The 26725-nt window shown below is 62.7% G+C and carries 26 protein-coding genes; 11 read left to right on the top strand and 15 right to left on the bottom strand.

Going from position 1 to position 26725, the window contains the following annotated elements; all coding sequences use genetic code 11:
* Positions 1-727: 727 nt before the first annotated feature.
* The 10 genes from parC to rpoZ all read right to left on the bottom strand — a co-directional run bounded on the left by parC (position 728) and on the right by rpoZ (position 10976).
* Entirely contained in the window at positions 728-2977 is a 2250-nt protein-coding gene (gene parC, locus AC0CMF_RS06800; RefSeq protein WP_123193972.1) for a DNA topoisomerase IV subunit A, read from the bottom strand.
* Between the two features lie 93 nt (positions 2978-3070).
* Positions 3071-3835: a DNA repair protein RecO gene (gene recO, locus AC0CMF_RS06795; protein WP_050471290.1), complete on the bottom strand. Its 765-nt coding sequence runs from the start codon at positions 3833-3835 to the stop codon at positions 3071-3073.
* A 42-nt stretch (positions 3836-3877) separates the two neighbouring features.
* Positions 3878-4792 (bottom strand): GTPase Era, encoded by a 915-nt coding sequence (gene era, locus AC0CMF_RS06790; protein WP_050471407.1) that lies wholly within the window; start codon positions 4790-4792, stop codon positions 3878-3880.
* 154 nt (positions 4793-4946) lie between these two features.
* Positions 4947-5654, bottom strand: coding sequence for a ribonuclease III (gene rnc, locus AC0CMF_RS06785; RefSeq protein ID WP_174235457.1), 708 nt, complete (start codon positions 5652-5654; stop codon positions 4947-4949).
* Positions 5655-5667: 13 nt separating this feature from the next.
* Entirely contained in the window at positions 5668-6429 is a 762-nt protein-coding gene (gene lepB, locus AC0CMF_RS06780; RefSeq protein ID WP_374630084.1) for a signal peptidase I, read from the bottom strand.
* A gap of 136 nt (positions 6430-6565) precedes the next feature.
* Positions 6566-7006 carry a holo-ACP synthase gene (gene acpS, locus AC0CMF_RS06775; protein WP_058900883.1) on the bottom strand — a complete coding sequence of 147 codons (441 nt, stop codon included), beginning with the start codon at positions 7004-7006 and terminating at the stop codon, positions 6566-6568.
* Positions 7007-7075: 69 nt separating this feature from the next.
* Positions 7076-7648 (bottom strand): DUF2062 domain-containing protein, encoded by a 573-nt coding sequence (locus AC0CMF_RS06770; RefSeq protein ID WP_058900231.1) that lies wholly within the window; start codon positions 7646-7648, stop codon positions 7076-7078.
* Between the two features lie 32 nt (positions 7649-7680).
* On the bottom strand, positions 7681-8262 hold the full coding sequence (gene pyrE, locus AC0CMF_RS06765; protein ID WP_050471292.1) for an orotate phosphoribosyltransferase: 582 nt from the start codon (positions 8260-8262) through the stop codon (positions 7681-7683).
* A 27-nt stretch (positions 8263-8289) separates the two neighbouring features.
* Positions 8290-10500, bottom strand: a complete 2211-nt coding sequence (locus AC0CMF_RS06760; protein WP_374630083.1) for a RelA/SpoT family protein — start codon at positions 10498-10500, stop codon at positions 8290-8292.
* Between the two features lie 77 nt (positions 10501-10577).
* Positions 10578-10976 (bottom strand): DNA-directed RNA polymerase subunit omega, encoded by a 399-nt coding sequence (gene rpoZ, locus AC0CMF_RS06755; RefSeq protein ID WP_019962555.1) that lies wholly within the window; start codon positions 10974-10976, stop codon positions 10578-10580.
* 365 nt (positions 10977-11341) lie between these two features.
* Between rpoZ and AC0CMF_RS06750 the strand changes: the two genes are divergently transcribed.
* Entirely contained in the window at positions 11342-11929 is a 588-nt protein-coding gene (locus tag AC0CMF_RS06750; RefSeq protein ID WP_050471294.1) for a LabA-like NYN domain-containing protein, read from the top strand.
* A gap of 14 nt (positions 11930-11943) precedes the next feature.
* Entirely contained in the window at positions 11944-12615 is a 672-nt protein-coding gene (locus AC0CMF_RS06745) for a uracil-DNA glycosylase (RefSeq protein ID WP_050471295.1), read from the top strand.
* On the opposite strand, the gene AC0CMF_RS06740 is transcribed toward AC0CMF_RS06745, so the two are convergent.
* The 4 genes from AC0CMF_RS06740 to hemB form a co-directional block, all read right to left on the bottom strand.
* Positions 12616-13386: an arginyltransferase gene (locus AC0CMF_RS06740; RefSeq protein ID WP_374630082.1), complete on the bottom strand. Its 771-nt coding sequence runs from the start codon at positions 13384-13386 to the stop codon at positions 12616-12618.
* Positions 13387-13510: 124 nt separating this feature from the next.
* The gene (locus AC0CMF_RS06735) at positions 13511-13996 is read right to left on the bottom strand and encodes an RDD family protein (RefSeq protein ID WP_122521192.1); all 486 of its coding nucleotides are present in this window, start codon (positions 13994-13996) and stop codon (positions 13511-13513) included.
* A gap of 119 nt (positions 13997-14115) precedes the next feature.
* Positions 14116-15390 carry a threonine ammonia-lyase gene (locus tag AC0CMF_RS06730; protein WP_374630081.1) on the bottom strand — a complete coding sequence of 425 codons (1275 nt, stop codon included), beginning with the start codon at positions 15388-15390 and terminating at the stop codon, positions 14116-14118.
* Between the two features lie 26 nt (positions 15391-15416).
* Positions 15417-16448: a porphobilinogen synthase gene (hemB, locus tag AC0CMF_RS06725; RefSeq protein ID WP_058900225.1), complete on the bottom strand. Its 1032-nt coding sequence runs from the start codon at positions 16446-16448 to the stop codon at positions 15417-15419.
* Positions 16449-16742: 294 nt separating this feature from the next.
* Between hemB and AC0CMF_RS06720 the strand changes: the two genes are divergently transcribed.
* The 5 genes from AC0CMF_RS06720 to ldtR all read left to right on the top strand — a co-directional run bounded on the left by AC0CMF_RS06720 (position 16743) and on the right by ldtR (position 21071).
* Positions 16743-17882 (top strand): isobutyryl-CoA dehydrogenase, encoded by a 1140-nt coding sequence (locus tag AC0CMF_RS06720; RefSeq protein ID WP_374630080.1) that lies wholly within the window; start codon positions 16743-16745, stop codon positions 17880-17882.
* Positions 17883-17909: 27 nt separating this feature from the next.
* Positions 17910-18971, top strand: coding sequence for an enoyl-CoA hydratase/isomerase family protein (locus tag AC0CMF_RS06715; RefSeq protein WP_374630079.1), 1062 nt, complete (start codon positions 17910-17912; stop codon positions 18969-18971).
* A gap of 55 nt (positions 18972-19026) precedes the next feature.
* Positions 19027-19440 (top strand): DUF6163 family protein, encoded by a 414-nt coding sequence (locus tag AC0CMF_RS06710; protein WP_050471303.1) that lies wholly within the window; start codon positions 19027-19029, stop codon positions 19438-19440.
* A 45-nt stretch (positions 19441-19485) separates the two neighbouring features.
* Positions 19486-20397: a 3-hydroxyisobutyrate dehydrogenase gene (mmsB, locus tag AC0CMF_RS06705; RefSeq protein ID WP_374630078.1), complete on the top strand. Its 912-nt coding sequence runs from the start codon at positions 19486-19488 to the stop codon at positions 20395-20397.
* A 161-nt stretch (positions 20398-20558) separates the two neighbouring features.
* Positions 20559-21071, top strand: a complete 513-nt coding sequence (ldtR, locus tag AC0CMF_RS06700; protein ID WP_026355281.1) for a transcriptional regulator LdtR — start codon at positions 20559-20561, stop codon at positions 21069-21071.
* A gap of 88 nt (positions 21072-21159) precedes the next feature.
* On the opposite strand, the gene bla is transcribed toward ldtR, so the two are convergent.
* A complete protein-coding gene (bla, locus tag AC0CMF_RS06695) occupies positions 21160-22047 on the bottom strand; it encodes a class A beta-lactamase (RefSeq protein WP_374630077.1) in 888 nt (295 codons plus the stop codon).
* Positions 22048-22191: 144 nt separating this feature from the next.
* Here bla and AC0CMF_RS06690 point away from each other — a divergent pair, with 144 nt between their 5' ends.
* The 4 genes from AC0CMF_RS06690 to glyA all read left to right on the top strand — a co-directional run bounded on the left by AC0CMF_RS06690 (position 22192) and on the right by glyA (position 26717).
* Entirely contained in the window at positions 22192-23079 is an 888-nt protein-coding gene (locus tag AC0CMF_RS06690; protein WP_374630076.1) for a LysR family transcriptional regulator, read from the top strand.
* Positions 23080-23441: 362 nt separating this feature from the next.
* The gene (locus AC0CMF_RS06685; protein WP_094463748.1) at positions 23442-24734 is read left to right on the top strand and encodes a L,D-transpeptidase family protein; all 1293 of its coding nucleotides are present in this window, start codon (positions 23442-23444) and stop codon (positions 24732-24734) included.
* A 242-nt stretch (positions 24735-24976) separates the two neighbouring features.
* Positions 24977-25201: a DUF6898 family protein gene (locus AC0CMF_RS06680; protein ID WP_094463749.1), complete on the top strand. Its 225-nt coding sequence runs from the start codon at positions 24977-24979 to the stop codon at positions 25199-25201.
* 208 nt (positions 25202-25409) lie between these two features.
* On the top strand, positions 25410-26717 hold the full coding sequence (gene glyA / locus AC0CMF_RS06675) for a serine hydroxymethyltransferase (RefSeq protein ID WP_050471412.1): 1308 nt from the start codon (positions 25410-25412) through the stop codon (positions 26715-26717).
* Positions 26718-26725 lie beyond the last annotated feature (8 nt).

The following is a 26725-nucleotide window of genomic DNA, read 5'->3' as shown; positions in this document are numbered from 1 at the left end:
AAGGTCTTTGCTCTTGGATGGGTAATGGAATGGATGCCATGATCAAGTCATGGCATGACGGAGTGTGTGGCTGATGTGATTGGGCTGGTTGAAGCGCTGTTTCGGTCTTGCTTTTTCTGGATCTGGCTGGCTGAGAAGTGTCTGTTGCAGGCACGCCGGTCCACTCGCCACCTGTCACTGACCACGCCGTATTCGTCATCCCATGGCTTGATCATGGGATCCATGCCGTTCCGCTTCAGCTTGCGCCTGGTGTCATTCGGGTGCGATGCGGAAGATCTTTGCACTTGGATGGGAAGTGGAATGGATGCCATGATCAAGTCTTGGCATGACGGAGTGTGTGGCTGATGTGATTGGGCTGGTTGAAACGCTGTTTCGGTCTTGCTTTTTCTGGATCTGGCTGGCTGAGAAGTGTCTGTTGCAGGCACGCCGGTCCACTCGCCACCTGTCACTGATCACACCGTATCCGTCATCCCATGGCTTGATCGTGGGATCCACACCGTTCCGCTTCAGCTTGCGCGTTGTGTCATTCCGGTGCGATGCGGAAGGTCTTCATCCGTGGCTGGGCAATGGAATGAATGCCATGATCAAGTCATGGCATGACGGAGTGTGTGGCTATGGTGCTGGGGAGCTCTAATGCATCGGGGAGAAGCCTTGCAGCTTCTCCCCGTGCCGTTTCACACCAAGGCTTTCGATGCTGACGCATCACGCCTTGAAACTGCTCATGCTATCAAAGCTTGCCCGTGCCGAACTTGTTGGTGCGGGGGAAGCCGGTGGGGGGCAGGCGGCCAGCCTGGCCCCGGTCGCCGCGCCAGTCGGCGAGATCGTCCATGGAGCGGTTGAAGCTGCGGCCCGAGCTGTCGATCCAGACAAGACCGGCTTCGCCTGAGAAGACCACCGCATCGGCGACGCTGCCATCCCGGTAGCGCTGCAGGCGCACGCCGCGTCCGCGGCCCATTTCCGGCACCTGCGCCAGCGGGAAGACCAGCAGCTTGCGGTTCTGGCCGATGATGGCGACCTGATCGCCCTCCACCGGAATGCAGAGCACGGCCTCGTTCGGCGCGGTGACATTCAGCACCTGCTTGCCCTTGCGGGTGTTGGCGATGACATCGGCCTCCGGCACGATGAAGCCGCGTGCCTCGTCGCTGATCACCATCAGCTTGCGGCCCGGCTTGTGGATGAAGGCGCAGACGATGTCCTGGCCCTCGTCCATGTCCACCATCAGGCGCACCGGCTCTCCGTGCCCGCGCCCGCCCGGCAGGGTGGCGGCGGAAAGGGTGAAGAACTTGCCGGCGGTGGTCAGCAGCAGGATCTTGTCCGTCGTCTCGCCATGGAAGGAGAACTTCAACTTGTCGCCCTGCTTGAAGGCGACCGTTGCGAGGTCCTGCTGATGGCCCTTGAGTGCACGGATCCAGCCCTTTTCCGAGATGATGACCGTGACCGGCTCCTTCTCGATCATGGCCTGCTGGATGTCGCCGATGTCATGGTCCGGCGCTTCGGCCACATCGGTGCGGCGCTTGCCGAGCTCAGTCTCCGGGCCATAGGCCTTGGCGATTTCTGCCGTTTCCTTGGCCAGATGCGCCCACTGCTTGGCATCGGAGCCGAGCAGTGCGTTGATCGAGTCACGTTCGGCGCTGAGCTTCTCGTGTTCCTTGCGGATTTCCATTTCCTCAAGCTTGCGCAAGGAGCGCAGGCGCATGTTGAGGATGGCTTCCGCCTGCACGTCTGAGAGGCTGAAAGCGCGCATCAGCGAGGCCTTCGGCTCATCTTCCTCACGGATGATGCGGATCACCTCGTCGAGGTTGAGATAGGCGATCAGATAGCCTTCCAGCACCTCAAGCCGGTGCAGGATCTGCGCCAGACGGTGCTGCGAGCGGCGCACCAGCACTTCCTTGCGGTGGTCCAGCCACTCGCGCAGAACCTGCTTCAGGCCCATCACCATGGGCACCTTGCCCATGGACAAGACGTTGAGGTTCAGCGGGAAGCGGGTTTCAAGCTCGCTGAGCTTGAACAGGGATTCCATCAGAAGGGCAGGGTCGACGTTGCGCGAACGCGGCACCAGGACGACGCGCACGTCTTCGGCGGATTCGTCGCGAACATCGTCCAGCAGCGGCAGCTTGCGGGCGGTCAGCAGCTCGGCGATCTTCTCGATCAGGCGCGACTTCTGCACCTGATAGGGGATCTCGGTGACGACGACGACCCACTGGCCGCGCCCCAGATCCTCCACGGCCCAGCGGGCGCGGACGCGGAAACTGCCACGGCCGGTCTCATAGGCCTCCAGCAGCCCCTTGGGATCATCCACGAGAATGCCGCCGGTGGGGAAGTCCGGGCCCTTGAGATAGGCCAGCAGATCCCGCGTCTCGGCTTCCGGGTGCTTGATCAGGTGCTGGGCGGCAAGGCACAGCTCATGGGCATTGTGCGGCGGAATGGAGGTCGCCATGCCCACGGCAATGCCGGAGGAGCCATTGGCGAGCAGGTTCGGGAAGCCACCCGGCAGAACCAGCGGTTCGCGCTCCTCGCCGTCATAGGTCTCGCGGAAGTCGACCGCGTCCTCGTCGAGCCCGTCGAGCAGGCGCTTGGCCGTGTCGGTCAGGCGCGCTTCGGTGTAACGCATCGCCGCCGCGTTATCGCCGTCGATGTTGCCGAAGTTGCCCTGGCCTTCGATCAGCGGATAGCGCTGCGCGAAATCCTGGGCAAGGCGCACAAGGGCGTCATAGACGGCCTGGTCGCCATGCGGGTGATACTTGCCGATCACGTCGCCGACCACGCGGGCGCATTTCTTGAAGCCGGCACCGGGGTCCAGCTTCAGAAGGCGCATGGCGTAGAGCAGGCGCCGGTGAACCGGCTTCAGGCCATCGCGCACATCGGGCAGCGCCCGGTGCATGATGGTGGAGAGGGCATAGGCAAGGTACCGTTCTTCCAGCGCTTCGCGCAGGTTGACGCCTTCAATGCCGCTTGGTGGAATCAGCTCGTTTCCCATGCTGCGAGCCATAGCCCGGATTGGCCCATCCACACAATTCTGCAGGGGTGAAAATGGCAGAATTCTGCAGGTTTTTCCCCGGTCTTGAGCGGTTTATCCGCCAAAGCCCATCAGGCCCGCCTGCTCATAGGCCTTGGCGAAGGCCGCTGTCATGCCGGTGCGCGTGGTGGAGAGGTCAAGACCGGCGGGACCGGTGACATGCCGGTCGAGGAAGAAAGCGGTGAGCGTGAAGCCGCCGGAGAGGTCGGTGAAGTTGATTTCCGTGCCCGGCTGGCGCTCGCCCTCCACCAGAAAGGCGGGCAGAGGCAGCAGCTTGTCCCGGTAGGGTGCGCCAGCATCGCGGCTGACGGCACGGGCGCTTTTGGGCGAAACATAGGCCAGATCCCAGGCCTGACCGGTGGCTGCGCAGCGGCTGAGGTCGAGGCCGAAGCCGAGTTCCGTCAGCAGCGCCAGTTCGTAACGCACGATCAGGGGACCGGCGATCAGCGGCTCGTGCAGATGGTCCAGCACTACGGTCAGCGCCTGAAAGATGCCCTCATGCGCAGCGCGCTCCGGCAGCAGGCGGGTGAGGGCGGCCAGATGCTGCACGCCATAAAGAGCGCATGCTTCCTGCATCAGGAAACCGGCGCGTAACGACAGGCCTTCAACGGAAAAAAGGCCGAGCTGGCCGGGCAGCCGGGCGCGCCAGGTGAGGCGCAGCGTGTTGCCGGGCTGCAGCAGCGGCGTCATGCGGGGGGAGCGGGCGGAGCGGACAAGGCCGAGATGCCGGCCCTGATGGCGGGTCATCACCTCGGCGACAGCCGCGCTTTCCCCTTGCAGGCGGCAGGAAAGGAGAACGCCGTCATCTGTCCATTCCATCGGCGTGCCACCCGGTTTCCCTGTTCTGTGTCCAGCGCCGGATCAGCGCGGGAATTCCAGCCCCATTTCGCGGTAACGCTCCGGATCATCGGCCCAGTTCTCGCGCACCTTGACGAAGAGGAACAGATGCACGGGCCGTTCCACGATTTCCGTCAGTTCGGTGCGGGCGGCCTGCGAGATGATCTTGATGGTCTGGCCCTTCTTGCCCAGCACGATGGCCTTCTGGCTGTCGCGCTCCACATAGATCGTCTGCTCGATGCGCACGGACCCATCCTTGCGCTCTTCCCACAGCTCGGTCTCGACGGTGGAGACGTAAGGGATTTCCTCGTGCAGGCGCTCGAACAGCTTCTCGCGGGTGATTTCCGCCGCCAGCATCCGCATGGGCGCGTCGGAAACCTGATCCTCCGGATAAAGCCAGGGGCCGGGGCGCACTTCTCCGGCGAAATAGGCGAGAATGTCCGAAACGCCATCACCGGTCAGGGCCGAGACCATGAAGGTGCGCTCGAAGGTGACGGTTTCGTTCGCGGTGGTCGCGACCTTCAGAAGCTTCTCCCGATTGGCGACGTCCGTCTTGTTGAGGATCAGCACCTTCTTGCCGGGCATGTTTGCAAGGCGGCCAAGGATGCCTTCCACCTCTTCGGTCAGGCCCTTGCGCGCATCGATCAGCAGGGCCGTTACATCCGCGTCGCGTGCGCCGCCCCATGCGGTGTCGACCATTGCCCGGTCCAGCCTGCGCTTGGGTTTGAAGATGCCGGGGGTGTCGACGAAGATGATCTGCGAGGCACCATGCATCGCAATGCCGCGCACGATGGCGCGGGTGGTCTGGACCTTGTGGGTGACGATGGAGACCTTGGTGCCGACCAATTGGTTGATCAGCGTCGACTTGCCGGCATTCGGCGCGCCGATGAGAGCAACGAAGCCCGCACGGGTGCCGTCTGCGGTATGAAGGGCGTCCATGTCGGTCCCGGCGGTGCCGGGCAGGTCCTGATCGGTCAAATCTGTCGTCTTTCAAGGTGTCATCCGGCGTGGCGGACAGCGGTCCGGCCCCGGCGGGTCAATCATAGCGGGTTTGTTGGGTGAGGCGAAGCATCCCGTGCATGGGCCTCGGGCGTCAGTCGCTCCAGACGCCTTCCCGCCGCAGCATGGTTTCGGCGGCAGCCTGTTCGGCCACGCGCTTGGAGTTGCCGCGCCCTTCGGCGCTGGGGAATTTCTCCACCTGCACGGCAACGATGAATTCCGGCGCATGGTCCGGGCCGGTGCGGTCCACCACCTTGTAGAGCGGTGCCGGCAGGCTCTTGGCCTGCACCCACTCCTGCAGGGTGGTCTTGGCATCGCGCAAGGGGCCGGAGAAGGTCAGCATGCGCGGCTCCCACAGGCGGCGCACAAAGTCTTCCGCCGTCTCGAAGCCCGCATCCAGATAGATGGCGGCAATCACGGCCTCGCAGATATCGGCCAGCAGCGCCGTCTTCTGGCGCCCGCCGGTTTGCGCCTCGCTCTGGCTGATGCGCATGTCATCGCCCAGCTTCAGCTCGATGGCGATTTCGGCGCAGGTCTCGCGCTTGACCATGTGGTTCAGGCGCCGCGCCATTTCGCCTTCGTCGGCACGCGGATAGTGCCGGTGCAGCATGCTGGCAACCGCAAGCCCGAGCACCCGGTCGCCGAGGAACTCAAGCCGCTGGTAGCTGCCGCCGGACGTGTCGGCCCCGGACAGGGCGCTGGCATGGGTCAGCGCCTGTTGCAGCAGGCTGCGGTCGGTAAACTTGTGGCCGATGCGCGCCTCGACGGCGGAAAGCATGTCTGTCTTGCGGGAAATGGTCATGCCGTCTCCTGCCTCAGATCGACTGGAACAGCCGGTCCCAACGGACGGACCAGGGCCAGTACCAGAACTGCCAGGCAGGCTGACCACCATCCACCGAGAAGAAGATCACTTCGGCGCGGCCGACAAAGTTGTCGAGCGGCACATAACCGACACCGCCCAGTTCCACCGGCACACGGCTGTCGGTGGAATTGTCGCGGTTGTCGCCCATCATGAAGTAATGGCCGGCCGGCACCTTGAACGGGCGGGTGTTGTCGGACTGTCCGCGCGGGGTCAGGTCCAGCGTGTCGTAGCTGACGCCATTGGGCAGGGTTTCACGGTAGCGCGCGACGCGGCGCTCGTTGCCGAAACTGTCCTTGTCGATGAAGTCCTCGATGCGCTCGCGCGGGACGGCCTCGCCGTTGATATGCAGCACGCCATCGATCATCTGGATCTCATCGCCCGGCAGGCCGATGACACGCTTGATGTAGTCGGTCGAATTGTCATGCGGGGTCTTGAACACGGCCACATCCCCGCGCTCCGGATCCGAGCTCAGCACGCGGCCGGAGAAGGGCGGCATGCCGAAGGGGAAGGAGTAGCGCGAATAGCCGTAGCTGTATTTCGACACAAACAGGTAATCGCCGATCAGCAGCGTGTTCATCATCGACCCGGAGGGGATGTTGAACGGCTGAAACAGGAACGTGCGCACGACCAGCGCGATCAGCAGGGCCTGAACGATCACCTTGATCGTTTCGCCAAGGCTGCCTTCCTTGGCTTTTTTCTTGTCCGTCACGCTCATGTCGTCCTTCATTCGTGCCGCGAGGCGCCATTGGCCTCAGTCTGTTGCTGCGACTTTTAGCCGTTCATGCCGGGGCTGGCAACGCAAGGCTTGGCGCAAGGCCTGCCACAAGCCTTTCTTGCTGCCTGTGGAAGCCTCAGGCCTGCTCGCGCACGGGCGGGGCAGGGGGCTCCGGCCAGTCCTGCGGCCAGGCGGAAATCACCACGAAGGCCTGCGCCAGCGGGTAGTCATCGGTAATGGTCAGGTCAATGCGGGCCTTGAAGCCTTCGGGCGTCAGCCGGGCAAGCCGTCCGGCGGCGCTGCCTGTGAGTTCCAGTGTCGGCCGCCCGCTCGGCAGGTTCACCACCCCCATCTCACGCCATGCAACGCCCATGCGGATGCCGGTGCCAAGTGCCTTGGAACAGGCCTCCTTTGCGGCAAAGCGTTTGGCATAGGAGGCTGCCCGCTCGGCGCGCCGGTCGGAGCGCTGGCGCTCCCTTTCAGTGAAGACGCGGTTGGTGAAGCGTTCGCCGAACCGTTCCAGTGTCTGCTCGATGCGGCGGATGTCGATCAGATCGCTGCCGATGCCAAGAATCATGGCTGCCTTTCTCTGGCCCGTCAGAACGCGCAAGACATGGAATTAGGATGCCGGACAGACATCTTCAAGCTATTCGGCCTTGCGGCTTGCATCCCGGCGCTTTTCAAGGCGCAGGCGCTTGGCTTCCTGATAGGTGCGCACGCTCTGGAAAACGATGACATAGCACAGTGCACCGCAGACCAGTCCCAGCGGAATCCCGCCGATCAGCATGGGCTTGATCACCGGCCAGAGCGTATCGAACGACTGCTCCATCAGGTTGAAGCCATAGCGGGTGGCGCCTTCGCGGCGGGCAATCTCATGCTGGCTGGAGCCCAGGATCAGGTGGCCCAGTTTGTAGGTCGCAGCCCAGATGAAGGGAAAGGTCAGCGGATTGCCGACAGCCGTGCCAAGCGCCGAGGCCAGCATGTTGCCCCGGATTGCAAAGGCGCAGGCGGCCGCCAGCAGAAAATGAAAGCCCATCAAGGGGGTAAAGGAGGCGAAGGCGCCTGCCGCGAAACCTCTGGCGATTGCGTCCGGGCTTGCAGTCAGGCGCAGGACGCGCTTGCCGTAATAGCGGAACGACCGGGACCAGCTTTCCCGCGGCCAGACGGCGACGCGCATCTTTTGAAGCCGGGTTGGCGGTGTTCTGCGCTGAAACAGCATGCGGTCCTGTCTCCCTTTCCCGTTTTGCCCGCTCAGGCGAGGTTGCGGCTGCCCGGCTTCACGGCCGGAAGCGCCGCCAGTTCGGGCGGCAGCTTGTCCGGCTCATAAGCCGGCACCTTGTACTGTGTCAGCGATACAAGTGGCACGGTTGTGTCCGCCTCTCCGGCGGAGCGGTCAATCAGGCAGGCCACGGCCAGAACGTCTGCGCCAATGGCCCGCAGGGCCTCCACCGTCTCGCGGCTGGACAGGCCCGTGGTGACGATATCTTCAACGATGACGACGCGCGCGCCCTTTTCCATCTCGAAGCGGCGCAGGCGGAACTCTCCGCCCTCACGCTCCACCCACATGGCCGGAACGCCGAGGTGGCGGGCGGTTTCATAACCGGGGATCAGGCCGCCAAGGGCAGGGGAGACGACGGCATCGATCTTGCCAAGGCCGGCCGCCTCGATCTTCCGCGCCAGCGCCTTGCACAGGCGCTCGGTCTTCTCCGGATACATGAAGACGCGGGCCTTCTGCAGGAAGACCGGGCTGCGCAGCCCGGAGGAAAGAATGAAATGCCCTTCCAGAATGGCCCCCGCCTCGCGGAAAACGGCCAGGACTTCGTCCTGCGTCATCGTCCAAAGTCTCCGTCTTGTGCCGGGTCAGCCGTTGACACGTGTCACGCTCGACACGTTCGGCTTGGCCCGCAGCTGGTTGATGATACGGTTCAGATGTTTCAGATCCCATACCTCGAGATCGATGATCATCTGATGGAAGTCGGCCACCTTGCGGACCATCTTCAGATTGTCGATGTTGCCGCCATTGTCGCCGATCACCTGGGCGATGGCGGCGAGGGAGCCGGGCTCATTCAGCGCTGACACGTTGATGCGCGCCGGGAAACGCTCCGGATTGTCCACGTCGATGTCCCAGCGCACGTCGATCCAGCGGTCGCTCTGGTCGTCGAATTCCTTCAGTGCCGGCGACTGGATCGGATAGATCGTCAGCCCTTCCGAAGGCGTCAGGATGCCGACGATCCGGTCACCGGGCACAGCGCCGCCATTGGGGGCAAAGCTCACCGGAATGTCACCGGTCAGGCCGCGGATCGGCAGCGCCAGGCCATCGGTGCCCTGCGCGGCATCGGGAATGCGGAACTTGAGGCCCTGGCCCTTCTCAAGATCGAACCAGCCTTCACCAGGCTCCGGTTTCAGATGAGCTGTGCGCTCGTCCTGATAGTCCGGGTGCACTGCCTTGACCACCTGCTGCGCGCTCAACTCGCCGCGCCCGACGCTGGCCAGCAGATCGGCAATGGTTTCCTGATTGAGCAGGCCGAGCACGCCATCCAGCAGGCCTTCCGAATAAGGCTTGTCCGCACGGTTGAAGGCGCGCTGCAGCACATGCTCGCCAAGGGCGCCGTATTGCTTGCGGATGGATTCGCGCGTGGCCCGGCGGATCGCGGCCTTGGCCTTGCCGGTCACGGCAATCGATTCCCAGGCGGGCGGCGGCGTCTGCGCCTGCGAGCGGATGACTTCCACCTCGTCGCCATTCCGCAGTTCGGTCACCAGCGGCATGATCTTGCCGTTGATCTTGCAACCGACGCAGGTGTTGCCGATGCCCGTATGCACCGCATAGGCAAAGTCGATCGGCGTTGCCCCGCGCGGCAGGGCGATCAGGCGGCCCTTGGGGGTGAAGCAGAACACCTGATCGTGGAACAGTTCCAGCTTGGTGTTTTCAAGGAATTCTTCCGGCGTGTCGCCCTGCGACAGAAGGTCGATGGTGCGCCGCAGCCAGTCATAGGCGCGGCTTTCATCCGTGTGCCGGGCAATGTTGCGTCCGCCCGTCTGCCCGTCCTTGTAGAGGGCGTGGGCGGCAATGCCGTATTCGGCCACCCGGTCCATCGCCTCGGTGCGGATCTGCAGTTCCACGCGCTGGCGGCTGGGGCCGACGATCGTGGTGTGGATCGAGCGGTAGTCGTTCTGCTTCGGCGTCGAGATGTAGTCCTTGAACCGCCCCGGCACGGTCGGCCAGGTGGTGTGGATGATGCCCAGCACCCGGTAGCAGGCCTCGGTGGTGCCGACGATGACGCGGAAGCCGTAAATGTCGGAAAGCTGCTCGAAGCCCAGCGACTTCTGCTGCATCTTGCGGAAGATGGAGTAGGGGCGCTTTTCACGGCCCTTGACCCGGGCGGCGATGCCGCGCTCGGCGATCTGGGCGGTCAGCAGGCTTTCGATCTCGCCGATCAGCCCGCCATTGCGCTCGCGCAGGCCCGTGAGCCGCTCGGCAATCGTGGCATAGGCTTCCGGATTGAGCACCTGGAAGGACAGGTCCTCCAGCTCCTCGCGCATGTCCTGCATGCCCATGCGCCCGGCGAGCGGGGCATAGATCTCCATCGTCTCTTCGGCGATGCGGCCGCGCTTGTGCTCCGGCATGTGATGGAGCGTACGCATGTTGTGCAGCCGGTCCGCCAGCTTCACCAGCAGCACGCGCACATCATCGGCGATGGCGAGCAGCAGCTTGCGGAAATTCTCCGCCTGCTTGGTCTTCTGGGAGACAAGGTCGAGGCGCTTGATCTTGGTCAGGCCTTCGACAAGCTTGCCGATTTCCTCGCCGAAGACCGTGTCGATCTCCGCGCGGGTGGCATCCGTGTCCTCGATGGTGTCATGCAGCAGCGCGACGGCAACGGTCGCGTCATCCAGCCTGAGATCGGTCAGGATGGCAGCCACTTCGAGCGGATGGGAGAAATAGGGATCGCCGGAAGCGCGGGTCTGGGACCCGTGCTTCTTCATGGCATAGACATAGGCCTTGTTCAAAAGGCCTTCATCGGCATTCGGATTATAGCGGGTAACCCGTTCGACAAGCTCGTATTGGCGCATCATGGCCGCAGCAGACACCCTTGGACACAGATTGCAGCACCAGGGCTTGCCAACTCAGATGACCCGCCTCATGCCGGAAATCAGATGTCGTCCGAACGCTCCGGCGGCACAAGGCCTTCCAGACCGCGCAGCAGATCTTCTTCCGACATGCGGTCGAACTCAACGTTCGAATCGTCTACCGCATTGACCTGGGTGCCGCCAGAATTGCTGGACGGAACGAGCGGTACGGCTTCCGCCTCCGGCTCATCCACTTCCACATATTTCTGCAGAGAATGAATGAGGTCTTCCTTAAGATCTTCCGGGCTCACCGTCTCATCTGCGATTTCTCGCAGGGCGACGACCGGATTCTTGTCGTTGTCGCGATCGATGGTCAGCGGCGAACCGCTTGAGATCATCCGGGCGCGATGTGCTGCCAGCAGCACCAGCTCGAACCGGTTATCAACCTTGTCGATGCAATCCTCGACGGTCACGCGCGCCATAGGACTTCTCCATATGTTCTGGAAATCAAGTGATGAGCGTATATTAGCAACTGCACCTTAGCGCAACCCTCGCTGTTTCGTGATTGAGCATGAGGCGTCACAAGGGCGAAAAAATGGCTTGAGAACCTTTCACATGCGCAAATGGGGGCCATATTTACGATTGCGGAGTGCTGCGCCAATGTAGTACCCCAACTGTTGCGCCCATCAAAAGACGTCCAAATAATGGCGTTCAGTTAAAAGTTTAACTTTTGCTGCCTGGGAAGCAACGCAAACGAGCGAGTGATTGTTTATACAAGTCAATCAATTGCGCCCTGACAGGTTGAGTGCTGCACCAAAGCCCGCTGGTGCTGGAAAGGAATTGCTTTATGTTCGATTCAAGAGAAAAAATTGCTTTGTTTATTGATGGGGCGAACTTGTATTCGACGGCAAAGGCGATCGGTTTTGATATCGATTACAAGATGCTGTTGAAGGAGTTTCAAAGCAAAGGCTATTTGCTGCGCGCCTATTACTACACTGCGATCATTGAGGATCAGGAATATTCCTCAATTCGTCCGCTGATTGATTGGCTCGATTACAACGGTTACAAGGTTGTGACGAAGCCGGTGAAGGAATTTGTCGATTCCAGCGGCCGCCGCAAGGTCAAGGGCAATATGGATATCGAACTTGCTGTCGATGCCATGCAGCTGGTCGATAGCGTTGATCACATCGTCCTGTTCTCGGGGGATGGTGATTTCCGCTCGCTGGTCGAAGCTTTGCAGCGCAAGGGCCGTAAGGTAAGCGTTGTCTCCACGCTTCAGACCCAGCCGCCGATGATTGCCGATGATCTGCGCCGCCAGGCCGACCACTTCATCGAACTGGCGAGCCTTGCCAACCGCGTTGGCCGTGATCCCGCCGAGCGCCCCTCGCGTGCATCGGACCGTGACCGCGACATCGACGAAGACGACGACTACTGAGGCCTGAACCGCATATGGCTGATGTTGCTCTGGACCCGGCACGCGATTGTCCGCTGTGCCCGCGTCTCGTTGCCTTCCGCGAAGAGCACCGGCGCCTGTCGCCGGACTGGTTCAACGCGCCCGTGCCGTCCTTTGGTGACAAGGCACCGTCCCTGCTGATCGTTGGTCTTGCGCCGGGCTTGCGTGGTGCCAACAGGACAGGGCGGCCGTTTACCGGGGATTATGCCGGCGATCTTCTCTACGAGACGATGATCGACTTCGGCTTTGCCAGGGGCGTCTATGAGGCGCGTCCGGATGACAGCCTTGAGCTGGTGGATGCCCTGATCACCAATGCAGTGCGCTGCGTCCCGCCGGAGAACAAGCCGACCGGCCCGGAAATCAAGACCTGCCGGCCGTTCCTGATTGCAACGCTTGACGCCATGCCTTCGGTCCGCGCGGTGCTGGCGCTGGGGCGCATTGCCCATGACACGTTTCTGACCGCCCTGTCGCTGCCGCGTGCAAAATCCCCCTTCGTGCATGGGGCAGGGCATGACATTCAGCTGTCCGGACGGCCGGTGAAGCTTTTCGACAGCTATCACTGCTCCCGCTACAACACCAACACGGGACGGCTGACGCGGGAGATGTTCCGCAGCGTCTTTACTTCGATCCGCGCTCACGTGGATGAGACCAGCTCCTTGCGGGCCTGATCAGCCGTCAGACAGGCTTGCGGACGGGCCGGGCTGCGACCAGCCCTCCGGCCCCAGATGCTCCTGCGGCTGGAAGCGCTCCTTGTAGGCCATCTTCTGCGATCCTTCGACCCAGTAGCCGAGATAGACATAGGGCAGGCCGAGCCTGCGGGCACGCTCGATATGCTCGAGGATCATGAACGTGCCGAGGCTGAGGCCCTCGACGGCCGGATCGTAGAAGGAATAGACCATCGACAGGCCGTCGGCCATGCGGTCGGTCAGGGCAACGCCGATCAGCGGCCCGGTGCCGCGCCGGGTGAGGAACGTGTCCGGACCGCGGCGGCGGTATTCGATGACCATGGTGTCCACATGGGTGTCTTCCACCATCATCGCGTAGTCCAGAACGCTCATTTCCGACATGCCGCCATTTTCATGCCGGGCCAGAAGATAGGTGCGGAAGAGATCATATTGTTCGCTGGAGGGGGAGGGCGGCAGCTCGGCGCCAACCAGCCAGCTGCCCTTCTTCCAGGTGCGCTTGAAGGAATTGGTCCACTGGAAATCCGCCACCCGCACCCGCACCGAAACGCAGGCCCGGCAGGCCTCGCAGGCCGGACGGTAGGCGATGTTCTGACTGCGGCGGAAGCCGCCCTGCGTCAGCACGTCATTGAGGGCAGGCGCCTGATGACCGACCAGATGGGTGAACACCTTTCGCTCCTGCCGGCCCGGCAGATACGGGCACGGCGCAGGGGCCGTCAGGTAGAACTGGGGATGGTCGATCGGGTGCCGGGTCACGTCGGAAGATCTGCCTCTCGTTGCAGACAATGATATCCCGACAGGATGGCGCGGCAAGAGGGAACGTCAAGCTCCCATTTCCGGCAATTTCCGGTGCCGGAACGCCGCGCAATCCGGTCTGGCGTCAGAAACGGCGGTCCGCGTTGATGACGACGGTTCCAAGGATGATGTCATGCAGCAGGCGCTTGCGGTCCGACACGAGGCTGACCAGCAGCACCAGCGGCGTCAGCAGGGTGACGGAGAACCAGAACAGCAGCGCATGCATCGCTGCCAGCAGGGCATAGGGCTTGCCGCCGTGCCACAGGCGCATTTCGAGGCCCATGGCGCGCATGCCCAGCGTCGAGGCGCGTTCGCCGCCCAGAGTGATGGCGGTGTAGGTCAGCGCCACGCCCTGCCACAGGAAGGCATAGGCAAACCAGGCAAGGCCCAGCGTGAAAATGCCAAGGAAGAAGACGAGTATTCCCGCCATCACCGTGAAGAAGGCGATGATGGCCGTGTCGATCAGGAAGGCCATGATGCGCTTGCTGCGCAGCCCGCTGAAAAGTGCAGGATCATCGGTGGCGCCAAAGCCGCCGCGCCTGGGTTCCAGAATTTCAGCCTGATAGGACATTGCCGCCTCCGTTTCTGCCATTCATGTGGGAAGAACGGGACGAACAGTCAATTGTTCCGTTCCAGTTTGCCGTCAGGGTTTTTGGTATGCCCGCCAGCTTCACCGCGCAGCGTGCTGCCTCAGGCCATCACCTCGGCCACGTTCATCTGCCGCACCGCGTAGCCGCGCTCGCGCAGGGCTTCGATGATGGCCTGGCCGTGGGCGGCGTCGAAGGTCTCGAAGGTCACATCCAGCGTTGCGCCCTTGGCCGGCACGTTGAGGAACAGGCGGTGGTGCGACACGTCCACCACATTGCCGCCGCGCCCGCCGATGAGAGAGGTGATTTCGCCCAGTACGCCCGGCCGGTCCGGCGTGTCGATGCGCACCGAGACAAGGCGGCCATCGCGGGAGAGCTCGCGGATCACGATGGAGGAGACGAGGCGCGGGTCGATGTTGCCGCCGCACAGCACCAGCCCCACCTTCTTGCCCCGGAACAGCTCCGGCGCCGTCAGCAGCGCGGCAAGGCCGGCAGCCCCTGCGCCTTCCGCCAATGTCTTCTGCTGGGTCAGGAACAGGTTGATGGCCCGCTCGATGGCGCTTTCCTCGGCCAGAATGATGTCATCGACCAGTTCGCGCACGATCTTGCGCGTGAGGGCGCCGACGTCCTTGACGGCAATGCCCTCTGCGATCGTCGGGCCGCCGCAAGGCAGATCCTGGTCATGCACGGCACTCCACATCCCCGGATAGAGCCGCGATTCGACGCCCACGATGGAAATCCCGGGCTTCAGGCCCTTGGCGGCCACGGCCATGCCGGAGATCATGCCACCGCCGCCAACCGGAACGACGAGGCACTCAAGATCCGGCACGTCTTCAAGCATCTCCAGAGCGATGGTGCCCTGGCCGCGGATCACATGCGGATCATCGAAGGGATGCACCCAGACGAAGCCCTTTTCTTCCGACAGGCGCTGCGCTTCGGCCGTTGCCCCCACCAGCGTGTCCCCTGCCAGAACCACTTCGGCGCCATAGCCGCGCGTGGCGGTGATCTTCACGAAAGGCGTCGTCTCCGGCATGACGATGGTGGAGGGAATGCCGAGCCGGCCGGCGTGATAGGCGACAGCCTGCGCATGGTTGCCGGCCGACATGGCGATGACGCCGCGCCGGCGCTCTTCCGCCGTCAGCGACAGCAGCTTCACCAGAGCCCCGCGCTCCTTGAAGGCGTTGGTGACCTGCATGTTTTCGTACTTCACGAAAACCTCGGCCCCGGTCAGCGCCGACAGCTTGGGTGCGGGCAGGAACGGCGTGCGCAGCACGGCCCCCCGGATCAGGCGTGCCGCATCTTCCACATCGGCAAGGGAAAGCGGCAGGGTGCCAGAAGCCTGTTTTTCAGAGGTCTGGCGATCAGAGGGGCTGTGCATGTCACTGTCCGGAAAAGGGCGGCCTCTCAGAGGCCGCTTTTGAGAAGTTCTGCCACGCGGGGCGCGAAATAGGTGAGAATCCCGTCCGCTCCGGCGCGCTTGAAGGCCAGAAGGCTTTCCAGCATGGCGCGTTCGCCGTCAAGCCAGCCATTGGCGGCAGCGGCCTGGATCATCGCGTATTCTCCCGACACCTGATAGGCATAGGTCGGCATGCGGAAGGTGTCCTTCACCCGCCAGACAACATCCAGATAGGGCATGCCGGGCTTGACCATCACCATGTCGGCGCCTTCGGCAATGTCCAGTTCCACCTCGCGCAGGGCCTCGTCCGTGTTGGCCGGGTCCATCTGATAGGTGCGCTTGTCGCCGATCAGCGTCTTGGAGGTCCCCACCGCATCGCGGAAGGGGCCGTAGAAGGCCGAGGCATATTTGGCGGCATAGGCCATGATCTGGGTTTCGCGGTGGCCATTGGCATCCAGCGCCCGGCGGATGGCGCCGATGCGTCCGTCCATCATGTCGGAGGGGGCAATCACGTCTGCGCCTGCTTCCACCTGCGTCAGGGCCTGACGGCAAAGCTGATCGACGGTCTCGTCATTCAGGATTCGCTCGCCATGCATCAGGCCATCGTGGCCGTGGCTGGTGTAGGGGTCCAGCGCCACATCGGTGATGAGGCCGATGTTGAGGCCCGCCTGCTTGATGGCGCGGCAGGCGCGGCAGATGAGGTTTTCCGGATTGAGCGCCTCGTTGCCGGCATCATCGCGCAAGCCGGGATCGGTGTAGGGGAAGAGCGCCAGCGCCGGGATCGACAGGCTCGCCGCATATTCGGCCTCGCGCACGGCTTCATCCACCGACATGCGCTCGACGCCGGGCATGGAGGGCACCGGCTGGCGGATGTTGCTGCCATCCACGAGGAAGATCGGCCAGATCAGGTCATTCACGGTCAGGGCGTTTTCCTGCACCAGCCGGCGCGCCCAGTCGGCGCGGCGGTTGCGGCGCAGGCGGCGGCCGCCGAGAATGTCGTCAATGTGCTCGGGGGAAACGCTGTGGAACGGGCTGGACATGGAGCGGGTCCTGGAATTCGGAAGTTTTGATCATGCGTGATGGGCGCGGACTGTAACAACAGCGCCGCCGTGATGCCATAGGGAGGACTGCGGCATCATGGACTTTACTGCCTGAGCGGCGGCCGTTTGCGCCAAGCCATAGGCCAAAGAGACGATCTGCCACCAAATTGACGTTAAGGTCAAAACGGGCTACCCCGGAAGGACAAGGGTTGCAGAGCGGCAAGGGGCAGGCAGGAGGAGAACCGCCGCCCCGGACCGCCATCTGCGGCCATCCGTGCAGGCGGGAGGAGCCCCATGGACTTTGCCTTGAACGAGGAGCAGCGCGCCTTTCAGGAGGTGGCCGCCAGCTTTGCCCGCGACGAGATGGAGCCCCATGCGCGGGAGTGGGACGAGAAGTCCATCTTTCCGGTGGAGACCCTGCGCAAGGCGGCAGAGCTTGGCTTTGCCGGCATTTATGTGCGCGAGGATCTGGGCGGTTCGGGCCTGACGCGGCTGGATGCGGCGCTGATCTTCGAAGAACTCGCCAAGGGCTGCACCTCGACGGCGGCTTATATCTCCATTCACAACATGACCGGCTGGATGATCGACCGGTTCGGCTCGCAGGAGCTGCGCGAGCGCTACCTGCCGGATCTGTGCAGCATGCGCCGTTTCGGCAGCTACTGCCTGACGGAGCCGGGCGCGGGCTCGGACGCGGCAAGCCTCAGAACCCGCGCCGTGCGGGACGGGGACAGCTACGTCCTCAACGGCACCAAGGCTTTCATCTCCGGTGGCGGGGCATCGGACGTTTATATCGTCATGGCCCGCACCGGCGGCGAGGGCCCGGGCGGCATCTCCTGCTTCGTGGTGGACAAGGGCACGCCGGGGCTCAGTTTCGGGGCGCAGGAAATGAAGCTCGGCTGGAAAAGCCAGCCGACGGCGCAGGTCATTTTTGAAGACTGCCGCATTCCGGCGGCAAATCGCATCGGCGAAGAAGGCGAGGGCTTCAGGTTCGCCATGGCCGGGCTTGATGGCGGGCGGCTGAACATCGGTGCCTGCTCGCTGGGCGCAGCGCAGACCTGTCTTGAGCGCAGCATCGCCTATATGAAGGACCGCCAGCAATTCGGCCGTTCCCTCTCAACCTTCCAGGCGCTGCAGTTCCGGCTGGCCGACATGGCGACGGAGCTGGAGGCGGCCCGGCTGCTGCTGCACAAGGCGGCCATGGCCGTCGAGGAAAAGGCGGAAGGGGCCACGCGCCTTGCCGCCATGGCCAAGCGCCTTGCGACGGACACGGGCTTTCAGGTGGTCAACGAGGCGCTGCAGCTGCACGGCGGCTACGGCTACTTGCGCGACTATCCCATCGAGCGTTTCCTGAGGGATGTGCGGGTGCACCAGATTCTGGAAGGCACCAACGAAATCATGCGCGTCATCATTTCGCGCGATCTGATTGGCCGGTGAGAACAGCAACCCGGGAGGCAGAAGAGCATGAGCGAGAGCGCGGACGAGGACGAGGTTCTGTTCGAGGTGGCGGGGCAGGCGGGGCTGATCACCCTCAACCGCCCCAAGGCGCTCAATGCGCTCAGCCACGACATGGTCAAGGCCATCGCCGCCCGGTTGGATGACTGGGAAACGAACCCGGCCATCACCCGCATCGTGCTGCGCGGCAGCGGCGAAAAGGCCTTCTGCGCGGGAGGCGACATCCGCCAGGTCTATGACATGGGCGCAGTGCAGGGCCTGAAGAGCGCACCGGAGCAGACGAGCTTCTTTGCGGACGAATATATTCTCAACAGCCGCATCAAGCATTTCCCAAAGCCGTGGGTGTCGCTGATCGACGGCATCGTCATGGGCGGCGGTGTCGGCCTGTCGGTGCATGGCTCGCACCGGGTGGGGACGGAAAAGACGCTTTTTGCCATGCCGGAAACCGGCATCGGCTTCTTCCCAGATGTGGGGGGCAGCTACTTCCTGCCGCGCATGCCGCGCTGCACCGGCTATTACTGCGCGCTGACCTCTGCCCGGCTGAAGCAGGCCGATGCGCTGCTGACCGGCGTGCTCACCCACGCGGTGGCGTCCGCCTCAATTCCGGCGCTGACGGACGCGCTCTGCGCCGGGGAGCCGGTGGAGGCAGCGCTCGCCCGCCACGCGGTGGATGCAGGTCCTGGGCCGCTGCTTGAAGTGATGGATGAACTGGAGCGCGTTTTCGGGCTCGCCAGCGTTGACCAGATCTGGCAGGCGCTGGCCGCAAGTGATTCAGACTTCGCACGAAATTGCCTGGGGATGCTGGCCTCCAAGTCGCCCACCAGTCTGGCGCTGACCTTCGAGCAGCTGAACCGGGGCGCGGAGCTGGATTTCAACGGCTGCATGCGGATGGAATTCCGCATTGTCAGCGAGATCCTGAAGCACACGGACTTTTATGAGGGCGTGCGCTCCGTGCTGGTGGACCGGGACAATGCACCGCGCTGGCAGGCGGCAAGTCTGGCAGAGGTGGACAGGACGGGGCTGGCGGCTTATTTCGGAAGGCCAGAGGGCGGCGATCTTCCGCTGCCCTGAGTGAAGCGCGGGCACTGGCTGACAACGCCTGATGCCCCTTCCCGCAAGGCCGGCCATGATCACAAGCTTTCAGGATCTCCTCAAGAACCGCCCGCCCTGGAGCACCGTGCTGCTGTGGTATCTGCGCTGCATGGCGCTGCTGCTGATCGCGGGCGGGGTGATCCACTGGGCCCGCATCGTCGGCTTTGCGCCCTGGCGCGGCGCATGGTTCTGGGAAATGCCGATCGAATGGCAGACGGCCACCGTCTTCTTCGCCGTACTGGATCTGGTGGCGGCGATCGGCCTCTGGCTGGCGGTGTCCTGGGGCACGGTCATGTGGCTGTTCCGGGCTTTCAGCCAGATCGTCATGCACACGGCCTTTTCCGACATGTTCGGACGGCGGCCTTACGAGATCACGTTCTATCTGGCGACCATCGGCATCTACCTGCTGCTGGTCTATCTGGTGGAGCAGGAACACAGGAAGAAGTAGCCGGACCGCAGATGGCCCAAGCCTGGCACGGTTCCGGATGAGACTTTGCGAACCGGGAGGAGTTGCGTCATGGCATCAGTGGGTTTCATCGGTCTTGGCAACATGGGCGGCCCGATGGCGGCCAATCTGGTCAGGGCAGGGCATGCGGTAAAGGGGTTTGACCTGTCGCCGGAGGCCAAGGCCCAGCTGGAGGCCGCAGGCGGCAAGGCGGTCGCATCCGTCGCCGAAGCAGTACGCGATGCCGATGCGGTGGTTTCCATGCTGCCCGCAGGCAAGCATGTGCGCGCCGTCTACACCGGGGAAGAGGGCGTTCTCGCCAGCGCCCGGCCCGGCACGCTCCTGATCGACAGTTCCACCATCGACGTGGACAGCGCCGGTGCCGTGGCACAGGCGGCCGCTTCCGCCGGCATGGTCATGGTGGATGCCCCGGTTTCCGGCGGCGTTGGCGGTGCGGCAGCAGGAACGCTGACCTTCATGGTGGGCGGCGAGGATGCCGCCTTTGAGCGAGCCAAGCCCTTCCTTGAGGTGATGGGCAAGACCATCGTCCACGCCGGTGGCTCGGGCACCGGTCAGGCCGCCAAGATTTGTAATAACATGATACTCGGCATTTCCATGATCGCAGTTAGCGAAGCGTTTATCCTTGCCGAGCGGCTGGGCCTCGACGCCCAGAAACTTTTCGACATTTCATCCACAGCCTCCGGCCAGTGCTGGTCGCTGACAAGCTACTGCCCGGTGCCGGGTCCCGTGCCGTCCTCGCCTGCCAACCGGGATTACCAGCCGGGCTTTGCGGCGCAGATGATGCTCAAGGATCTCAAGCTTTCCCAGGAGGCGGCGCAGTCCTCCGGTGCGGCAACCCCGCTGGGTGCGCAGGCCGCAGCCCTCTATGCCCTCTTCTGCAATTCGGGCCACGCGGGCACGGACTTCTCTGGGATCGTCCGGTTCCTTCGTGGTGAATGAATTCTTTCGATGGATCGAAACAGACGAAAAGTCTCCGGTAAATTTTAAGAGATGATTCAGCGTATCTCTTAAGCGGATTTTAGAAGCGCCTCTGTATGGTCAGTCTCAAGGTGGAAAAAATAACCACCCAATGACAGGTAGAAATATAGAGGCGCAAACAAATGATCTCAGCTAACAGAGCTATGGATGCCGTTGCTCAGGCAGAAGAGGACACGGAACTCAAGCCGCTGTACCTGGAAGCACTGACGCTCGTCGAAAGACTTCACCGCCGTCTTCTTGATGTCATCAAGGACGAGTTCGACCGTATGGGCCGTTCCGACGTGAACAGCGTGCAGGCCCTGCTGCTGTTCAACATCGGCGACAGCGAGCTGACGGCCGGCGAGCTGCGCACCCGCGGTTACTACCTCGGGTCCAACGTCTCCTATAACCTCAAGAAGCTGGTGGAGACCGGTTACATTCATCATCAGCGTTCGCGCATGGACCGCCGTTCGGTCCGTGTCAGCCTGACGCCGAAGGGCCAGGAAGTCGCCAAGATCGTGAATGACCTCTATGAGCGTCACATTCTCTCGGTCGAGCAGGTGGGCGAGATCCACGCCGGTGACTTCGCCATGCTCAACAAGTCGCTGCGCCGCCTGGAGCGTTTCTGGACCGATCAGATCCTCTACCGTCTCTGATCCGCAGGGACGGCAGGCAGCACGAAATGAAAAGGCCCGTGCCGGACACCCGGCACGGGCCTTTCTGTTATGCGGGAGCCAGAAGGGATCAATGTGCCTTGATGACGTCAATCACGGCAGCGCTGATGTCCTGCAAGGCTCCGTTCCGAGTGGCAAAGTCGGCTTTGACATCGGACACGAAAATCACGGCGATCCACGGCGCCCGGTCCGGCGGCGTGATCATGGCAATGATGTTGCGGGTCTGGTCACCGCTGCCGGACTTGTCCGCAATGTGCCAGCCTTCCGGCGCGGTTTTGCGCAGGAGTGCGCCGGTGACGCCCCCGTGGCTCATCCACTCGATCAGCTGATTGCGGGATTGAGGGCTGAGGACATCGCCCAGAAGCAGTTTTTCCAAGGTGGCGGCCATGGCTGCCGGTGATGTCGTGTCCCGGGGATCGCCGGATTTGAACGTGTTCAGGTCAGGCTCCAGCCGGTCGAGACGGCTGACCGTGTCTCCGGTGCTGCGGAAGAATTCCGTCACCGCTTCCGTGCCGCCAAGGCGGTTGATCAGAAGATTGGCAGCCGTGTTGTCGCTCATGTCGATGGTGGCCAGGCACAGCTCGCTGAGCGGCATGGTCTGGCCCACTTTTTTCTCCGTCACCGGCGCATAAGACACGATGTCTGACTGGAGAACGGGAAGTTCCTCGTCGAGGGTCAGCGTGCCGGCATCGGCTGCGGAGAGGATGGCACCACAGATCGGGGTCTTGATGGTGCTGTTCATCAGAAACCGCTCGTCCGCCCGGTTGGTCCATGACCAGCCGCTGCCGGTGTCATACAGAACCACGCCCACGCGGGCATTCAGCCGGGACTCGGTTTTGGCAACAGTTTCAGCGAGCTGAGCAGCGTCCGCCGGGCCGGCTGCCGCCGGGGCTGCCAGCAGCAGGGAGACGGCAAAAACCTGAGCGGAACGGCGGAGATGGGAAAGCGTTTTTTGCATGATCAATCCTTGGAAATAGCGGGCGTATGAAAGCGCACTTGCGGCTCTCTGACATCAATTGATGTCATGCGTTCCTTCTATTTCGGCTTGCATTCCGCCCCCAAACGACAAATCTTCAGGTGCGACATTAGGAAAAGTAATGCGATGGACCGTCCCGATATACCCCTCAATGCGCTGCGTGTCTTTGAAGTCGCCATGCGGCAGGGCAGCTTTACGAAAGCGGCGGTTGAGTTGCGTGTGACGCAGGCGGCCGTCAGCCACCAGATCGCGCGGCTGGAGGATCAACTCGGCGTGATCCTGTTCCAGCGCACCTCGCAAGGCCTCGTGCCGACGGACGAGGCGAGGCTGCTTGCGCCGGTTCTGGAACACAGTTTCGATGTGATTGGCCGGACGCTCGACAGGTTTCACGGCAAGCGGCACGTCGAGGTGCTCAGCATCGGCGTCAACACGACCTTCGCCCTTGGCTGGCTGCTGCCGAGGCTTGAGGCTTTTCACAGCGTCCATCCCGAGATCGACCTGCGGATTTCGACCAACAACAACCGCGTGGAAATCCTGCGTGAAGGCCTGGATATGGCGATCCGTTTTGGTGCCAGCGGCTGGAGCGGGCATGATGCGCTGCCGTTGATGGAGGCGCCATTGTCACCGCTCTGTGCACCCCGGCTGGCTACACAACTCCGTGAACCGGCTGACCTTGCCAAGCTGCTGCTTCTGCGCAGCTATCGCAGCGCCGAGTGGCCGCAATGGTTCGAGGCAGCCCGGACGCCGCCTCCGCCGCTGAAAGGGCCGGTCTTCGACAGCTCGGTCGCATTGGCGGAACTGGCTGCCGAGGGTGTGGGGGCTGCGCTGCTTCCTGTTGCGATGTTTCAGCGTCAGATTCGTCAGGGGCGGCTCTGCCAGCCGTTTCCGGTCTCAGTCTCTGCCGGGCGCTATCTTCTGGTCTGGCCTTCGGACCGTCCGCAGACACGGGCAATGGCCGCCTTCGCGCAATGGATTGCCGGGGCCTGCCTTGAGGACCGGTCAGAGGCAGGTTGAGGCTGGGCCGTCCCCCTCCGGTCGCTGCGACACTCTTCGCCGCGCATGCAAAAAACGCAGTGTAGCTTTGCAGCACCAGTGTTCGCGTTTCTGGCGAAGATGTGTTTACTGGACATGTTTCGGCCATAAACCCCTGACTAATGAAACTCATGACTGCTGTGCCATGAGCGCAGGCAGGGGCTGACGATTGCGCAAGGGCTTTCACCGTTTGGGCATGCGGCGGCCGACCGGACCTAGGCTGCAATTTGTTAAGCCGCCGTGTGGTTAACTGGAAGTCACCGGCTGGCAGACCTTGCAGTATCTGCAGATCAGAACTGGTCAGGTGAACCTCCACGCGATGCGAAAGGGAGCGACGGGTGTTGTTGCGCAACGGGAATCAGATCACGAAAGTTTCCGCCACTCTGGCCCGCGCGGCTGTCTTGGCCGGCGCTCTGACGGGCGTTCTTGCCGGAACGGCGCTGGCGCAGTCGCCGCTGGAGGCACTGCAGCAGTATAACAAGCGCGCAGAATGGGAAGACCGTTTTGATGCCACGCTGCAGGACCTGCAGTCGATCAAGACCGCGACGCCGACCCTTGCGCCCCAGACAGCCGAATATGTGGCTTCGGCCATCGACCAGTATGCCATGATCGTGCAGCGCGGCGGCTGGGAACACGTCGCCACGCCGGGCAAGACGCTGCGCATCGGTGCTGAGGACAATATCGTTGCCTCGCTCCGCCGCCGCCTGATCGCATCGGGTGATCTGGAGCAGCAGGCCGGTGTCTCCACCACCTTTGATTCCTACGTCGATTCCGCTCTGCGCCGGTTCCAGGTGCGCCACGGCCTCATCCCGGATGGCACGCTGGGGCAGACCACGCTGGCGGCGCTGAACATTCCGGCCGATGTGCGCCTGCGCCAGCTGGAAACCAACCTTGTGCGCCTGCGGTCCCTGTCGGGTGATCTGGGCGCGCGTTATGTGATGGTGAACATTCCGGCGGCCGAGATCGAGGCCGTTCAAAACGGCCGCGTCCGCTCGCGCCACACCGCTGTCGTCGGCAAGATCGACCGTCAGACCCCGATCCTGAATTCCAAGGTCTATGAGGTCAATTTCAACCCCTACTGGACCGTGCCGGTTTCGATCATACGCAAGGACCTGATCCCGAAAATGAAGCAGGATCCGGAGTATCTGGCCAAGAACAAGATCCGTATCTTCGACTGGAAGAACAACGAACTTGCCTGGCAGCAGATCGACTGGAACTCCGACGAGGCAACGAAGTACCAGTTCCGGCAGGATCCGGGCGAGATCAACTCGCTGGGTGCCATCCGCATCAACTTCCACAACACCCATCAGGTGTATCTGCACGACACGCCGTCGAAGACCCTGTTCGGCACCGACAACCGGTTCCACTCCTCGGGCTGTGTGCGCGTTCAGAACGTGCGTGACCTTGTGTCCTGGATGCTGGAATCGACCACGCCGGACTGGAACCGCACCCGTGTCGACCAGACCATCCGCGATGGCCTGCGGGAAGACGTGAAGCTGAAGACGCAGGTGCCGCTGTACCTGACCTACATCACGGCCTGGGCCAACGAGGACGGCACGGTGCATTTCCGTGAAGACATCTACAACCGCGATGGCCTTTATGGCGACGTGGCAGAGCTGCAGCTGCCTGGGCAGTAATACGAACTCTCGATGAACCTTTCTCATCGAGAGTTGGTCAAGCCCGTGCGGCGCCTGAGCGACTTCAAGGCGTGATGCGTCAGCATCGAAAGCCTTGGCATAAGGCTTCGCAGCACGAGTTGAGACTGGAAAAGGGGGCTCAGGCTCCCTTTTTTCTTGCGCAGTCAACCATCATGCCCATCTGATCCCCTAGGGCGTGTCTTTGATGTGCCGCCCGTTCTTCTGTCTCTGGAGAAACCAGCATGACCGGCCATGCCAAGGGTGAAGTCTATCTGGAATTCGTGCCCATCGGCCGTCAGGTGAAGGTGGTGGCGATTGATGCGGCGACCGGCGTTGAAGTGTCGGTGATCGGCCCGGTCAATGCGGCGCAGTCGGACCTGCAGGCGCTGGCGCTTCGCAAGCTGGCAAAGCGCCTTTCGGAAGAAAACGGCACGCCCGAGGTGCCGCGCGGGGGCTGGACGGCTTAAATTTCCGCACCATTTCCGCTCCGGACCAGATCCATGCCGGATTTGCGGATCGCTGTGACGGTCTGCCACTTGGTTCACCGGAATGCCTATGCTAAGTGCAGGGCTCCCGAAAGGGCCAATGCCGGAGCAATGTCATTTGCCCGCGCTTGGGCGGAAGAAAGGGCGAAGGGGCCCTTTGTGAATCGCTGAAAAGGACCTAGCCATGTCGATGTCGGATACCTTGGCCGGCGAGCCGATCTACACCGGTTTCTTCACTCAATCTCTGGCTGATGCCGATCCGGATATCTTCGGCGCCATCCAGAAGGAAGCCGGCCGTCAGCAGCACGAGATCGAGCTGATTGCCTCCGAAAACATTGTCTCCAAGGCCGTTCTCGAGGCTCAGGGCTCGGTCCTGACCAACAAATATGCCGAGGGTTATCCGGGCAAGCGCTACTACGGCGGCTGCCAGTATGTCGACATTGTCGAGACGCTGGCGATCGAGCGCGCCAAGGAGCTGTTCGGCGCCAAGTTCGCCAACGTGCAGCCGAATTCCGGCAGCCAGATGAACCAGGCCGTCTTCTTGGCGCTGCTGCAGCCGGGCGACACCTTCATGGGCCTTGACCTGAATTCCGGCGGCCACCTGACCCACGGCTCTCCGGTCAACATGTCCGGCAAGTGGTTCAATGTCGTGTCCTACGGCGTGCGCAAGGACGACCATCTGCTCGACATGGAAGAGATCGAGCGTCTGGCTCACGAGCACAAGCCGAAACTGATCGTTGCCGGCGGCACGGCCTATTCGCGCGTCTGGGACTGGAAGAAGTTCCGTGAGATCGCCGATGCGGTCGGCGCCTATCTGATGGTCGACATGGCTCACATCGCCGGTCTTGTGGCTGGCGGCGCGCATCCCTCGCCGGTGCCCCATGCCCATGTCTGCACCTCGACCACGCACAAGTCCCTGCGCGGCCCGCGCGGCGGCCTGATCCTGACGAACGACGAGGACATCGCCAAGAAGATCAACTCGGCCGTGTTCCCCGGTCTTCAGGGCGGCCCGCTGATGCACGTGATTGCCGCCAAGGCTGTTGCCTTCGGTGAAGCGCTGCGTCCGGAGTTCAAGGCCTATGCTGCAGCGGTTGCGGCCAATGCCAAGATGCTGGCCCAGACCCTGCAGGAGCAGGGGCTGGATATTGTTTCCGGCGGCACGGACAACCATCTGATGCTGGTGGACCTGCGCCCGAAGAACGCCACCGGCAAGAAAGCGGAGGCCGCTCTTGGCCGCGCCAACATCACCTGCAACAAGAACGGCATTCCGTTTGACCCGGAAAAGCCCTTCGTCACCTCCGGCGTGCGCCTTGGCACTCCAGCCGGTACGACGCGCGGTTTTGGGCTTGCCGAGTTCCGCGAGATCGGCATGCTGATCACCGAGGTTCTCGACGGCCTGAAGGCGGCGAACAGTGAGGAAGGCAACGCGGCTGTGGAAGCTGCGGTGAAGGCCAAGGTGATCGAACTCACCAGCCGCTTCCCGATCTATCCGGCCTGATTGCCTGA

This window comes from Pannonibacter sp. CBAS1226, from assembly GCF_055685825.1.
Note: the sequence above shows the minus strand (reverse complement) of the source record. Positions and strands in the feature narration are given on the sequence as shown.

Excerpts from the sequence above, each read along its gene's own strand:
- parC (WP_123193972.1), bottom strand. The coding sequence starts at position 2,977 with ATGGGAAACGAGCTGATTCCACCAAGCGGCATTGAAGGCGTCAACCTG.
- recO (WP_050471290.1), bottom strand. The coding sequence starts at position 3,835 with ATGGAATGGACAGATGACGGCGTTCTCCTTTCCTGCCGCCTGCAAGGG.
- era (WP_050471407.1), bottom strand. The coding sequence starts at position 4,792 with ATGGACGCCCTTCATACCGCAGACGGCACCCGTGCGGGCTTCGTTGCT.
- rnc (WP_174235457.1), bottom strand. The coding sequence starts at position 5,654 with ATGACCATTTCCCGCAAGACAGACATGCTTTCCGCCGTCGAGGCGCGC.
- lepB (WP_374630084.1), bottom strand. The coding sequence starts at position 6,429 with ATGAGCGTGACGGACAAGAAAAAAGCCAAGGAAGGCAGCCTTGGCGAA.
- acpS (WP_058900883.1), bottom strand. The coding sequence starts at position 7,006 with ATGATTCTTGGCATCGGCAGCGATCTGATCGACATCCGCCGCATCGAG.
- AC0CMF_RS06770 (WP_058900231.1), bottom strand. The coding sequence starts at position 7,648 with ATGCTGTTTCAGCGCAGAACACCGCCAACCCGGCTTCAAAAGATGCGC.
- pyrE (WP_050471292.1), bottom strand. The coding sequence starts at position 8,262 with ATGACGCAGGACGAAGTCCTGGCCGTTTTCCGCGAGGCGGGGGCCATT.
- AC0CMF_RS06760 (WP_374630083.1), bottom strand. The coding sequence starts at position 10,500 with ATGATGCGCCAATACGAGCTTGTCGAACGGGTTACCCGCTATAATCCG.
- rpoZ (WP_019962555.1), bottom strand. The coding sequence starts at position 10,976 with ATGGCGCGCGTGACCGTCGAGGATTGCATCGACAAGGTTGATAACCGG.
- AC0CMF_RS06750 (WP_050471294.1), top strand. The coding sequence starts at position 11,342 with ATGTTCGATTCAAGAGAAAAAATTGCTTTGTTTATTGATGGGGCGAAC.
- AC0CMF_RS06745 (WP_050471295.1), top strand. The coding sequence starts at position 11,944 with ATGGCTGATGTTGCTCTGGACCCGGCACGCGATTGTCCGCTGTGCCCG.
- AC0CMF_RS06735 (WP_122521192.1), bottom strand. The coding sequence starts at position 13,996 with ATGTCCTATCAGGCTGAAATTCTGGAACCCAGGCGCGGCGGCTTTGGC.
- AC0CMF_RS06730 (WP_374630081.1), bottom strand. The coding sequence starts at position 15,390 with ATGCACAGCCCCTCTGATCGCCAGACCTCTGAAAAACAGGCTTCTGGC.
- hemB (WP_058900225.1), bottom strand. The coding sequence starts at position 16,448 with ATGTCCAGCCCGTTCCACAGCGTTTCCCCCGAGCACATTGACGACATT.
- AC0CMF_RS06720 (WP_374630080.1), top strand. The coding sequence starts at position 16,743 with ATGGACTTTGCCTTGAACGAGGAGCAGCGCGCCTTTCAGGAGGTGGCC.
- AC0CMF_RS06715 (WP_374630079.1), top strand. The coding sequence starts at position 17,910 with ATGAGCGAGAGCGCGGACGAGGACGAGGTTCTGTTCGAGGTGGCGGGG.
- AC0CMF_RS06710 (WP_050471303.1), top strand. The coding sequence starts at position 19,027 with ATGATCACAAGCTTTCAGGATCTCCTCAAGAACCGCCCGCCCTGGAGC.
- ldtR (WP_026355281.1), top strand. The coding sequence starts at position 20,559 with ATGATCTCAGCTAACAGAGCTATGGATGCCGTTGCTCAGGCAGAAGAG.
- bla (WP_374630077.1), bottom strand. The coding sequence starts at position 22,047 with ATGCAAAAAACGCTTTCCCATCTCCGCCGTTCCGCTCAGGTTTTTGCC.
- AC0CMF_RS06690 (WP_374630076.1), top strand. The coding sequence starts at position 22,192 with ATGGACCGTCCCGATATACCCCTCAATGCGCTGCGTGTCTTTGAAGTC.
- AC0CMF_RS06680 (WP_094463749.1), top strand. The coding sequence starts at position 24,977 with ATGACCGGCCATGCCAAGGGTGAAGTCTATCTGGAATTCGTGCCCATC.
- glyA (WP_050471412.1), top strand. The coding sequence starts at position 25,410 with ATGTCGGATACCTTGGCCGGCGAGCCGATCTACACCGGTTTCTTCACT.